Origin of the sequence: Moraxella sp. CTOTU47579 (assembly GCF_032004885.1) — a bacterium.
In the GTDB taxonomy this organism is placed as follows: Bacteria; Pseudomonadota; Gammaproteobacteria; order Pseudomonadales; family Moraxellaceae; genus Faucicola; species Faucicola tetraodonis.
The window spans coordinates 32,611-44,805 of sequence record NZ_DALZOJ010000013.1 but is presented as its reverse complement, the minus strand read 5'-3'; the positions used below and the strand labels follow the sequence as shown (position 1 = coordinate 44,805).

Annotated in this window: 10 protein-coding genes; 9 read left to right on the top strand and 1 reads right to left on the bottom strand. The window is 43.2% G+C overall.

Annotated features, from left to right (window positions below):
* Positions 1-74: 74 nt before the first annotated feature.
* On the bottom strand, positions 75-587 hold the full coding sequence (locus RTP55_RS09065) for a GNAT family N-acetyltransferase (RefSeq protein ID WP_312175919.1): 513 nt from the start codon (positions 585-587) through the stop codon (positions 75-77).
* Between the two features lie 82 nt (positions 588-669).
* Here RTP55_RS09065 and rlmN point away from each other — a divergent pair, with 82 nt between their 5' ends.
* The 9 genes from rlmN to RTP55_RS09020 all read left to right on the top strand — a co-directional run bounded on the left by rlmN (position 670) and on the right by RTP55_RS09020 (position 12,178).
* Positions 670-1,857, top strand: coding sequence for a dual-specificity RNA methyltransferase RlmN (gene rlmN, locus RTP55_RS09060; protein WP_312385680.1), 1,188 nt, complete (start codon positions 670-672; stop codon positions 1,855-1,857).
* 209 nt (positions 1,858-2,066) lie between these two features.
* On the top strand, positions 2,067-3,017 hold the full coding sequence (pilW, locus tag RTP55_RS09055) for a type IV pilus biogenesis/stability protein PilW (RefSeq protein WP_159676350.1): 951 nt from the start codon (positions 2,067-2,069) through the stop codon (positions 3,015-3,017).
* A gap of 1 nt (position 3,018) precedes the next feature.
* Positions 3,019-3,927 carry a helix-turn-helix domain-containing protein gene (locus tag RTP55_RS09050; RefSeq protein ID WP_099808110.1) on the top strand — a complete coding sequence of 303 codons (909 nt, stop codon included), beginning with the start codon at positions 3,019-3,021 and terminating at the stop codon, positions 3,925-3,927.
* 64 nt (positions 3,928-3,991) lie between these two features.
* Positions 3,992-5,107 (top strand): flavodoxin-dependent (E)-4-hydroxy-3-methylbut-2-enyl-diphosphate synthase, encoded by a 1,116-nt coding sequence (ispG, locus tag RTP55_RS09045; RefSeq protein ID WP_312385677.1) that lies wholly within the window; start codon positions 3,992-3,994, stop codon positions 5,105-5,107.
* A 48-nt stretch (positions 5,108-5,155) separates the two neighbouring features.
* Positions 5,156-6,454, top strand: a complete 1,299-nt coding sequence (gene hisS / locus RTP55_RS09040; protein WP_312385675.1) for a histidine--tRNA ligase — start codon at positions 5,156-5,158, stop codon at positions 6,452-6,454.
* A gap of 65 nt (positions 6,455-6,519) precedes the next feature.
* Positions 6,520-7,359, top strand: a complete 840-nt coding sequence (locus tag RTP55_RS09035; RefSeq protein ID WP_312385673.1) for a YfgM family protein — start codon at positions 6,520-6,522, stop codon at positions 7,357-7,359.
* An 88-nt stretch (positions 7,360-7,447) separates the two neighbouring features.
* A complete protein-coding gene (bamB, locus tag RTP55_RS09030; protein WP_312385672.1) occupies positions 7,448-8,686 on the top strand; it encodes an outer membrane protein assembly factor BamB in 1,239 nt (412 codons plus the stop codon).
* A 201-nt stretch (positions 8,687-8,887) separates the two neighbouring features.
* Positions 8,888-10,291, top strand: coding sequence for a ribosome biogenesis GTPase Der (der, locus tag RTP55_RS09025; protein WP_312385671.1), 1,404 nt, complete (start codon positions 8,888-8,890; stop codon positions 10,289-10,291).
* A 36-nt stretch (positions 10,292-10,327) separates the two neighbouring features.
* Positions 10,328-12,178, top strand: coding sequence for a sensor histidine kinase (locus RTP55_RS09020; RefSeq protein WP_312385669.1), 1,851 nt, complete (start codon positions 10,328-10,330; stop codon positions 12,176-12,178).
* Positions 12,179-12,195: the final 17 nt, after the last annotated feature.

Genomic DNA, 12,195 nt, shown 5'->3' with positions numbered 1-12,195 from the left:
GTTGAGTATGCCATTTTGTTATTGTAGCACTTCTAGATTTCTTTAACTATATATAGTCCAATTACTTACTAATCTTAAAAAAATGCTCTAGCATATTCTATCACACCCTTTGGTATATCATTCGTTAATAGCAATACTCGAAGCGCACCTTCAGGCACTTCAAACGGAGCTTGTATGCCAAATTTTTCGGCAGATTCATAACCAAACTTTGCATAATAATTTGGATGTCCCAACACAACGACACACGGATAATCTAATTTTTTGATTTGCTCATGAGCAACGTTTATCAAAGTTGTACCGATTCCTTGATTTTGATTGGTAGGCGCTATCGACAATGGGGCGAGTGCCAAAACTTTCGTTTTATCCACTATTGCCTCACTAAACATAATATGTCCAACAATATTGCCCTGCTCATCACACGCAACCAAAGCTAAATTTGGCAAAAAGGCAGTATCTGTTCGTAATTTTTGCACTAAAAAATGCTCTTGATGGTCGCTATATTCTGCATCGGCAAACGCAAATTGAATTAATGTTTGAATGAAGTCAAAATCTTTATTTTCTTCAACACGAACTTGGTAAATACCCATTTTCATCTCCAGTTAATCATGACTTTTTGATTAAATATTGCTATAATAGCAAGTTTGATTATCTACCACCAAACCTATTTCTATGACCGAAAAAATCCCTGTTGTTCAACATTTTCAACCTCAAACCAACAAAACCAATCTACTTGGCATGAGTAAGGCTGAACTTGGACAATTTTTTGCCAAGCTCGGCGAAAAACCGTTTCGCGCCACCCAAGTCATGAAGTGGATTTATCAGTTTGGCGTGACCGATTTTTATCAAATGACGAATTTGTCCAAAAAACTACAAGAAACATTGGATGAAGTGGCAACTGTTTCGCCCCCAACGGTAAAGTTTAAACAATTTAGCGAAGATGGCACCCGCAAATGGGTGTTTGAAGTAGCAGGTGGCTCGCTGGTGGAAACTGTACTCATCCCTGCTGACGATAACAAACAGTTTGGACGTAAAACCTTGTGTATTTCCTCCCAAGTCGGCTGTGCGCTTGACTGCTCGTTTTGTAGCACCGGTAAACAAGGCTTTGAGCGAGACTTATCCCCTAGCGAAATTATCGGACAGCTGTGGGTGGCCAACCAGTCTTATATGGAAAATGTGCCTGTCACTGAACGTGAAAATCGGGTTACCAATGTGGTGATGATGGGCATGGGTGAACCGCTGTTAAATTATGAGCCTGTGGTAGCCAGTATGTCATTGATGCTCGATGATTTTGGTTTTGGATTATCCAAACGCCGCGTCACCCTATCAACATCGGGCATCGTGCCAAAGATGTATGAGCTCGCCAAAGACATTGATGTGGCACTTGCCATCAGCCTACATGCACCCAATGACGAACTGCGTAACGAACTGGTACCCATCAATAAAAAATATCCACTCAAAGAGCTGATAGCCGCCGCTAAATCTTATGTATATGACGAAAACCCCCGTCATAAAAAGCACGTCACCATCGAATATGTGATGTTAAAAGATGTCAATGACACGGATGAACACGCCCGCCAACTGGTCAATCTGCTCAAAGATTTGCCTTGCAAAATTAATTTGATTCCGTTTAATCCGTTCCCGCATGCGCCTTACGGACGCTCTAGTAACAATCGCATCCATGCGTTTAGCAATATCTTGAACCAAGCAGGCTTTGTCTGTACCATTCGCCAAACCCGTGGCGATGACATTGATGCGGCATGTGGACAACTGGTCGGACAAGTCACCGATAAGACCCGCCGTGCAAAACAATGGCAAGAAAAAGTGTCCAAAACGTTACAATCTAAAGCGTCTCATTAAATCTTTTATCATTATAATAGTTTGGCGTGATAAAGGCGCAAGTTAGCCTTATCGGTTGGTGTTATCACGGTTTTTTTGCTATAGTAATAGCCATTTTTAGTAATAGGCTTGTTTTTGCTATTGGGTTTTATCGACAATTAAAAATTGTTATCGACTGTCAAAATTTTTAATTATTCAATTTAGTTCATTTGATTATGAGTAAGTTTGTTATGCCACCATGTCACTCACGTCAAACTCATTTATACCATAGCCAACCTGCTATTTTTTGTCAATTACACGACAACGATATAGATGACGATAAAATGCCGGGCAAATCAAATTTTTTATCGAAGGTTTTTGCGGTAGGTATGATTGGCCTTTCAAGCTTCAGCCTTTGCCTAACCGGTTGTACCACTACCCGACAAGTCACCACGCAGACAGTTACTGCCAGTGACCCCAGTCGTTGGGAAAAAAATCCAGAAGAAATCGCCAGAATTCGCACCGCGATTGCCGCTGAATATATTCGTGGTGGTAAATTAGACGATGCCAAACGACAGTTAGAAAGTGCATTAAAGTCTTATCCAAAGTCAGCAGAAGCCAATGATATGATGGGCGTGTTATTGCAGCAAGAAGGCAGCCCGCGCAATATGCAAAAAGCCGAAGCTTATTTTAAAAATGCTATCGCCCTCAATCCTGACTTTAGTCAAGCAAACAACAATTATGGCGTCTATCTCGCCCAACTCAGTCGTAACCAAGAAGCGATTGCCCAGTTTCAAATTGCCGGTTCTGCGTTAGGGTATGACGGTCGTGCCAGTGCGTTAGAGAATTTAGGGCGTACAGCATTAAAGGTCAAAAACAAACCACTGGCGATACAGTCATTTATCAAAGCACTCGATGCCAATCGCCAAAGCATCGTCGCCCGTACAGAGCTGATTGATATTTTATTGACCGATGGCAAATTTTTGGAGGCGCAGGCACTGTATAATGATTTGGTTAAAATTATTGGTCAAGCCAACCTTGACCCGCGCACTTTATCGCAAGGGATTAGGCTTGCCAAACTTGCGAACAATCCTATCGAAATGCAAAAATTAGCGCAGCAGCTTTTAGACCGCTATCCACTTAGCGATGAAGCAAAGCAGATTCGTTCTGGACTTTTAACCCCAACGTCAACTTGGAAATAAGATGGAAAACAGCAATAACACCGACAATCAACAAAACTCTACCCCTGTTCATGACACAACCCAACTGTTGGGTCAGCGTTTTAAACAAGCCCGTGAGAAAAAAGGCTTATCGATTGACGATGTGGCTGCCAAAACTTTCATTTTAAAAAGTCATCTTCGGGCGCTTGAAGCCAATGATTTTGACGCCTTGCCACAGCCTACCTTTGCGCGCGGTTTTGCCACTACCTATGGGCGTTTTTTGGGTTTGGATAAAAATCTGGTCGCGCAAAGTTTTGATGCCCAGTACCCCGCTACCCTCAAACAAAAATATGCCACGGTCATCAATGCCCCGATGCAGCCGATGGGTACGCTTAATCGTGAAGCGCGTCCCAGTGTGCGTATTAACCCTTTTGTCATTGGTGGAATTTTATTGGTATTGGGGCTTGCGATTTTTATTTTTAATAAAGTTAGCAAAGCACATAATGACTCGGTTGAACAAGCGCCCGCTAGTGCTGTTGCCAGTATGCCAACCCAAGACCAAGTCAGCGGTGCGTCGCTTAACAATGCAGGCTCAGCGATTGTGACAAACACGGTGACTGCCAGTGGCTTGCCCGCTACAGGCTCTGCCATTACCGGTGTTGCGGTGAGTGCTGATAACGCCAGTGGTACAGCAGCGACCGGGCAAGCTGGTGCTAAAGCTTCGATTGACATTTTTGTGAAAGATACCACCAAAATTACCATTGTCGATGCGACAGGCAATACGATTTTAGATGGTGATCAAGCGCGCGGTAGTTACCAATTGACAGGTCAAGCGCCGTTTCAAGTCAATATCGACAAAGCCAGCAACGTGAGCTTGGATTTGAACAAACAACCGATTAAATTAAGCAATTATGCCCAAAACGATAAAGCCAATTTTACGTTAAAACCTTAACGGCTTATCACTTTAAAAATACGCTAAACCATTCGTTATAACAGTTATAATAATAGGAACGCCTATGTCAGCGCATAACCCCATCAAACGTAAACTCACCAAAAAAATCTACGTCGGTAATGTCGCAGTAGGCGGTGACGCCCCCATTAGTGTGCAAAGTATGACCAATACCGATACCTGTGATATCGATGCCACTGTGGCACAGATTCAGCGCTGTGTCGATGCCGGTGCTGATCTGATGCGCGTCTCAACGCCAACGATGAAAAGTGTAAAAGCCTTTGCCGAAATCAAAAGACAAGTTTCTGTGCCCCTAGTGGCAGACGTTCATTTTGATTATAAAATTGCACTGGCGGTGGCTGATGCAGGTGCAGACTGCTTACGTATCAACCCAGGTAATATCGGCAATGAACAAAAAGTGCGTGAAGTGATTGCCGCCGCCAAACATCATGGGATTAGTATGCGTATTGGCGTAAACGCGGGGTCACTAGAAAAAGATATCCAAAAAAAATATGGTGAACCCACGGGTGAAGCCATGCTTGAATCGGCGATGCGCCATATTGATATTTTAGATCGTAATAACTTTGATCAATTCAAAATCTCAGTCAAAGCCAGTAATGTGTTTTTAACCATGGATGCGTATCGGTTGATTTCTGCACAAGTTGACAATCCACTGCATCTAGGTGTGACAGAAGCGGGGGTGTACCGCACCGGTACCGTGAAGTCTGCGATCGCCTTAGGCGGACTACTGCTAGAAGGTATTGGCGATACCATGCGTATTTCGCTAGCTGCTGAGCCAGAAGAAGAAATTAAAATCGGTTTTGATATCTTAAAATCACTGGGTATCCGTAGTAATGGGGTGAATTTTATCGCCTGCCCCAGCTGCTCACGCCAAGAGTTTGATGTGATTCGGGTGATGATGGACTTAGAAAAACGCCTAGAGGATATCCGTGAACCAATGGATGTATCGGTGATTGGCTGTAAAGTCAATGGTCCAGGGGAAGCCAAAGAATCGGATATCGGCGTGGTGGGTGCCAGTCCAAATAGCCTAGTATATAAAAATGGGGAAAAATCACATTTGATTGATACCACCAAGCTTGCTGACGAGATTGAAGCCATGGTCCGTCAAAAAGTGGCTGAGCGTGAAGCCCAGCGCGCCAATGAAATCTTACGGGTTAAATAATTTTTGTATCGTTTATTTTTTTAGTTTGCATTGTTTGGGAAATTGACCATGTTAAAATCCATTAAAGGTTTTAATGATATCTTACATATTGAGACAGAATCTACGCGCCCATCGAGCGAATGGCGCCAACTTGAAAGCAGCCTTATCGATGTGCTCAATCAATTTGGCTTTGAGCAAATACGCCTCCCAATCGTTGAAGAAACCCAGCTATTTGCCCGTGCGATTGGCGATGCCACTGACATTGTCGATAAGGAAATGTATAGTTTTTATGACAAATCCAACCCACCCACGGCATTGACGCTACGCCCTGAAGGCACGGCAGGCGCGGTACGTGCCGTGGTGGAGCATAACTTATTGCGGGGTGACAATCCAAAACTTTGGTACATTGGTCCTATGTTTCGCTATGAACAACCGCAAAAAGGCCGTTATCGTCAGTTTCACCAATTAGGGGTTGAGAGTTTTGGCAGTGAATTGGCGGATGCCGATGCTGAGCTCATTATCATGACCTACCAAATGTGGCAAAAATTGGGTATTTTAGATGTGGTGCAACTTGAGATTAATAGCTTGGGTGAGATAGACGAACGACTGTCGTATCGCAAAGCCTTGGTGGATTTTTTAACCGATAAAAAATCTCAATTAGATGAAGATAGTCAGCGCCGCTTAACCACCAACCCACTACGTATTTTGGATAGTAAAGATAAAAACACCCAACAAATTTTAGAGAATGCCCCAAAGCTTGCTGACTTTTTGGGGGCAGCAAGCCAGCAGCATTTTGAAGCCTTACAACACTATCTTAAAGCAGTCGGCATCAATTTTGTGATTAATCCAAAACTGGTAAGGGGTTTAGATTATTACAATAAAACCGTATTTGAATGGACGACTGACCAGTTGGGTAGCCAAGCGACAGTATGTGCTGGGGGTCGTTATGACGGTCTTATCGGACAAATCAAATCCATTGGCAGTGATAAACCAGCCGCTTCCGAGCCTGCAGTAGGTTTTGCCATGGGGCTTGAGCGTTTGTTGTTACTCATGCAAAAGGTACAGCCGTTTGAGGCAACGCCGGCCTGTGATGTATTTGTGGTCGCCCATCCTGATGTTTACACCGATGCCATCAAATTTGCCCATGAGCTGCGTACACGACGTTCAAATCTTCGCGTGAAAATGGCGAGTGCCACGAGTTTAAAAGCGCAAATGAAAAAAGCCGACAAATCAGGTGCGCAATTGTCAGTGATCATCGCGCAAGATGAAGTCGCCAATCAGCAAATTACCATCAAAAAAATGGCAACCGGTGACCAAATTACGGTCGCGAGTGACATGCTTTTTAGCGAGAATCCAGATTTTATCTAATCTATCCGATTGAGCCAAATTTGATGGGTAACTTATATCAGTAATTTTTTGAAAGGCTTTATGTAATGGTTAAAGACGTACAACCTAAGCTAGTAAATGATGAACAGCAATCCTTAGGCGCGCTTAAACAATATGGTGGCTATATTTTATCCGCTATTATATTGGTATTAGCGGGTTATTTTGGCTGGACTTACTGGCAAAAGCATGGCGGCAATATAGATACCGCAGCGGCGAACGATTTTGCCAAAATTCAAAGCGACCAAAACAACATTGAGACCCTAACCACCCAAGCTGCCAGCGATACCAAAGCACAAGCGCAACTGACTACGGCGCAAACCAATTTGGACAAAGACTTGGGCGAATTTGTGGCTAACCATGATAATTCGGTTTATACATGGCAAGCCTTGATGCTGCAAGCCAAACAGCAAACCGATAAAAATGATTTAAAAGCGGCGGCGGCAACGCTACAAAAAGCATCTCAGTTAACGCTCAAGGATGATGGGCTAAAAGCCATTGCCATTTTGCGCCAAGCACAAGTGCTGTTGTCGGACAATCAAGCAGATGCGGCACAAAAGCGCTTACAAAGCCCCTTACCCGCTGCCTTTGAAGCCAGTAAACTTGAGATTTTGGGGGACATTGCCAACCAACAAGGGGATAAAAAAGCGGCTGCTACTCATTATCAAAAGGCTTGGCAATTGATTGAACAACGTAATCAAAACAACCCAAACCCACAAGACCGTGCATTGCTGCGTATCAAAATGGAAAGCCTAGGCCTAAGCGTCAAACAACCTGATTTAACAGGCGGCGTACTCGCTAAACCTACCCAAGCACCTACCCAAGTTGAAAATGCTGCCCCTGCTGCAGCAACCGCATCTGCGCCCGCTGTTGCCTCAAGTACAAAATAGGCAAAAAATCTTAATCTGACAATACTTTTAAATGGCAACACTTTTAAATGGCAATATTTAAACTTTATCATACGTTACGAGATAAACAATGACTACCATAACAACAAAATCGACCCCATTATCGACAAACTTAATGAAACCTGCCGTATTTGCAACCGCCTTGGTGGTAGCGATGACCCTGACAGGTTGTGACAAATTTAAAAAATCTGACAATGTCCATAAACCTGCCGCGCTTGTAAAACTTGCTAGCAGTCAAAATGTGATTTCTCCGCTATTTAGTCAAGGCAGTAATACAAAAGTTAGCCAACGCTTTGGCAATTTGCGCAACAAAACCACCATCAGCCAACAACCTACCGCGTTTCGCGTGGCGTATGACAACAATGGCTATGTGAATGCGTTAGTAGACGGTAGTGTGCAAGCATTTGATGGGCAAGGCAAAGTGCTTTGGAGTACCAAACTCAAACAAGGCTTAATGTCAGGGGTGGCGCTAGATGAACAATCTCGCGTAGCCGTGGTTAGTGACAGCAAAGGGGTCATCATTGCGTTAGACAGAATGACTGGCAAAGTTATTTGGCAAACGCCTTTAGACACCGTAACCCTATCCCCTGCCCTAATCAGCCAAAACCGTGTCATTACCCTTGGCAATGATGGTAAAATTAGTGCGCTGTCGCTAGAGTCTGGCGCGCCTATTTGGACTTTTAACACCCAAAATCCAAATTTAAGCGTTCGCGGTAGTGCCACGCCGATTTTATTCAATCGCAATACGGTGCTGGTTTCGACAGCCGATGGTCGTATCCATGCCTTAAATATCGATAATGGCGTACCTATTTGGTCAAAACGTTTTGGTATTAGCAAAGGCAGTAGTGATATCGAAAAAATTTCTGATGTGGATGCCACCCCCGTACTAGATGGCAATATGCTGTACGTTGTGTCTTATAGCGGTCAGTTAGTCGCTGCCGATATGGCTTCACAGCAGCTAAGTTTTGTCAAAGAGTTGGCGAGCCTAAAATCAGTCGGCACAGATGATAGTCAAGTTTACGCCACTTCGCTTGATGGCGAATTGGTAGCGATGGATAAAATGACAGGCACGGTTAATTGGCAAACCGATAATTTGTCTTATCGTGGTTTGAGTAACGCGGTGAGTATCGGCAACTACGTGGTGGTTGGTGATGCTATGGGTTATTTGCATGTGTATGACCGCACCTCAGGGGCACTGGTTGACAGAAAACAAGCCAAATCCGACGTGGCGGTATTACAGTTTATCAATAACCGTTTGATTGCCCAAAGCGCAAATGGCGCACTTAGTGTTTGGCAAGTAAATCGTTAATTGTTAAACTGTTCACGCATTTGGCAGTTTTGGCGAGTGGATGAGCAGCCCAGACTGATAAAAGTGTGAGTTTAAATGACAACCCAGCATTGCAGCGCGATGTTGGGTTTGTTAAGTTATAGAAATAATGAATTTTTCAAGCGTGTTTAAAATCTTGCTTGTTGAAAATCTTGCTTTTTGAAAATTTTGGAAATTAAATTTATGAAACCAGTTGTTGCCTTGATTGGCCGTCCGAACGTTGGCAAGTCCACCCTATTTAATCAGTTGACCCGCAGTCGTCAAGCCTTGGTTGCTGATTTGGCAGGTCTTACCCGCGACCGTCAATATGGCGACGCAACCTTTGAAGAAAAATCCTTTATCGTCATCGATACCGGTGGTATTGGCGAAGTGGATGAAGGTGACGGCACCATTGATGATTATATGTCGCACCAATCGCATACCGCTATCCATGAAGCAGATATCATTGTGTTTGTGGTTGATAGCCGCGTGGGTATCACGGGCGCTGATGAAGTTATTGCCAAACAACTTCATACCCTTGGCAAGCCCGTGTTTTTAGCCGCCAATAAAATGGATGGCGTCCATGAAGCGGCGATTCATGAATTTTATGCGTTAGGTTTTGGTGAACCATTTCCTATGGCAGCCAGTCACGGACGTGGGGTGGGCAATTTATTAGAAGCCGTCACTGCTAATATGCCCACCGATGACCAAGAAGAACAAGCACCTGATGGCTTACGTATCGCCATCATTGGCAGACCCAACGTCGGCAAATCTACGCTTGTCAATCGCTTGCTTGGTGAAGAACGTGTGGTGGTTTTTGATATGCCAGGTACCACGCGCGATAGTATCTATATTCCTTACGAGCGTGACAACAGACATTATGTGTTGATTGATACCGCGGGCGTGCGTCGCCGTGGACGTATTGATGAAAAAGTTGAAAAATTTTCTGTGGTAAAAACCTTGCAAGCCATCAAAGATGCCCATGTGGTCATCGTGGTCATTGATGCGCAAGAAGGCATTACCGATCAGGATTTGAACTTGTTGGGCTACGCCTTAGAAGCAGGTCGCGCGATGGTACTTGCCATTAATAAATGGGATGGGCTTGACCAAGACCAAAAGAATTTTGTCAAAATTGAAATGGATCGACGTTTTAACTTTATCCCTTATGTAAAGGTTCATTTAATCTCTGCGCTTCATGGGACAGGCGTTGGCAATCTTTACCCATCGATTCACCGTGCCTATGATGCGGCGATGTTTGATATTTCCACCAGTCGCTTGACCCAAATTCTGCAAGATGCGGTTACTGCACACCAGCCCCCTATGATAGGTGGGCGACGCATTAAATTGCGCTTTGCGCATTTAGGCGGTCATAATCCACCAATTATTGTGATTCATGGCAATCAAACCAGCCAGGTGCCAAACAGTTATCGTCGCTACCTAGAAAACGAATTTCGCAAAGTATTCAAGCTTGAAGGCACCCCGATTCGGGTTGAGTTTAAACAAAACGCCAACCCTTACGCAGGTCGCACCAATACCATGACGGATGCGCAAAAAGAACGTAAACGTCGAGAGGTGCAAAAATTCAAAAAACGCGGCAAAAAACGTTAAGGCGATGTTAAGATTGGCGTTTTAAGGGATGAGTGAATGGTACAGAACACTTTAGGTTATCAAATTGGGGTAAAGCGTATCATTGCGATACCCTTTTTATTGGTTTTATTTATTTGCCTTGCGATTTATACCTTAGTCGACTTGACCCAAACCGTGCAATCTGAAATCAAACAGGCGAGTAAGATAAATTATCTACTTGCCCAGTCTATTGCCAGCAGTCCTAACAGTGTGACAACCGCTAGCATTGACAAACTGTTAAGCGAAATGCCGCAGTACGAAAGCATTGTGTTTTTTCCATTTGATCAGCAGCAGCATCCGACTAACCGTCCAATTAAAGTCACTGAAGTGCTTTTTGAGCGCTATTACGGATTGAGCGAACCTGTTAAAATCAATTTGTTAAAATTAACGCCCAATCAAAGAAACACTAAAGTCGACCAGCTAATTGGCTATAGTAATCTTACCCTTGACCTACAAACTATTCGCCAGCAATGGTTTTGGCAACATTTGCCGTTAATGTTTGTGCTATCATTTATTGCGCTGCTAAATTTGTGGTTTGTGGTGCAAAAGGTGCAACATTTAACCCATCGTTTGCCGAAACTTGAAAATTTAAGCCATCAAATTTTGCAAGATGAGTTTTCACAGGCAGAGGCGTATCGGCTACCAAAGAGTAATGAGGCTTGGGTATTTGAAAAAGCCTTGGTGTATTTGATCAACAAGCGCAAGGCGCAAATTGCCCAAATCGACACCCTGCGCCAAGAAAAAAATACCCTTGAAGAAACCCAAATTAAGCAGCTTGAGCATAGCTCAAAATTTGAAAATATTTTGATTCATGAGTTCAAATCCTCTGTGAGTCGTATCGAATCGGGTTTACAGCTATTACACAATCAATATATCAGCGCTGAGCAAAAAGATGCCGTTGAAATTATTAGTTTGGGTAAAGATGATTTGAACGCTAAGCTGGATCAAATCATCCAAATTAACCGTATCGATAAAGGTCAAACAGGCGTCAGCGCCTACCAATTTAGTCCAACGGCGTTAATCACGCAAATTGTCAATGACTACCAGCCTTTTGCTGCCGAGAAAAATATTGCCTTAACAGCAAAGCCCTATCACGCCGACTATGTCCTAGAAGGCGATATTCAAAAAATCACTTTAATTATTAGTTCATTGGTAGAAAATGCGATTAAATTTACTGATAAAGGCAGCATAACCATCACCTCGCAGTTGCAACATTTACAAACGCAAGTACGGTGGATGTTGCAGATTGAAGATACCGGTATAGGCATTGCCAAGGAACATTTAGAGCAGATTTTTGAACCTTTTTTCCAAATTAATCCTGAAATAAAGCATACCTCCTCAAATAATTCTGCGGGATTATTTCTAGTGAAAAAACTACTAGAACTGATGAAAGGCAGCATCACAGTTACCAGCGAACCTGATGTGGGTACCAATTTTCAGGTATCGTTACTGCTAAAAGATTGCAAACACAATTATGAGCGCAATTTATTGATAAATAAACATATTGTCGTTTGGTATCACTATGAAGATTTATTCGAAAAAGCCAAACGCATGGAAAATGCCGGTGCTAAAGTTGAGACGTTTACCAGTAGCGAACTTCTTGAAGATTATTTGTCCTCTCATACGGTGGATGCGCTGTTTATCTCGCGAAATATTCATTATCAAGCGATATTAGACTTTGTCAGCAAATTTCGTGAGCTTGAACAAAAAGGCAGAGTCACCATTATTTGTGTTTATGACAGCAAAGCGTTAAATCCGCATACCATCGAACTGCTAAAAATAGCGGGGGTTGATTATTTTGTCAAAAAAGAAGTAATAGACGATACACCCGATCAATATATTAAAGAGCTGTCCCATATTTTGAGTTAAAATTTGAGTTAAAAAAA

Bases quoted from the DNA above. Each gene is read 5' to 3' on its own strand.
- RTP55_RS09065 (WP_312175919.1), bottom strand. From the start codon at position 587: ATGGGTATTTACCAAGTTCGTGTTGAAGAAAATAAAGATTTTGACTTC.
- rlmN (WP_312385680.1), top strand. From the start codon at position 670: ATGACCGAAAAAATCCCTGTTGTTCAACATTTTCAACCTCAAACCAAC.
- pilW (WP_159676350.1), top strand. From the start codon at position 2,067: ATGCCACCATGTCACTCACGTCAAACTCATTTATACCATAGCCAACCT.
- RTP55_RS09050 (WP_099808110.1), top strand. From the start codon at position 3,019: ATGGAAAACAGCAATAACACCGACAATCAACAAAACTCTACCCCTGTT.
- ispG (WP_312385677.1), top strand. From the start codon at position 3,992: ATGTCAGCGCATAACCCCATCAAACGTAAACTCACCAAAAAAATCTAC.
- hisS (WP_312385675.1), top strand. From the start codon at position 5,156: ATGTTAAAATCCATTAAAGGTTTTAATGATATCTTACATATTGAGACA.
- RTP55_RS09035 (WP_312385673.1), top strand. From the start codon at position 6,520: ATGGTTAAAGACGTACAACCTAAGCTAGTAAATGATGAACAGCAATCC.
- bamB (WP_312385672.1), top strand. From the start codon at position 7,448: ATGACTACCATAACAACAAAATCGACCCCATTATCGACAAACTTAATG.
- der (WP_312385671.1), top strand. From the start codon at position 8,888: ATGAAACCAGTTGTTGCCTTGATTGGCCGTCCGAACGTTGGCAAGTCC.
- RTP55_RS09020 (WP_312385669.1), top strand. From the start codon at position 10,328: ATGGTACAGAACACTTTAGGTTATCAAATTGGGGTAAAGCGTATCATT.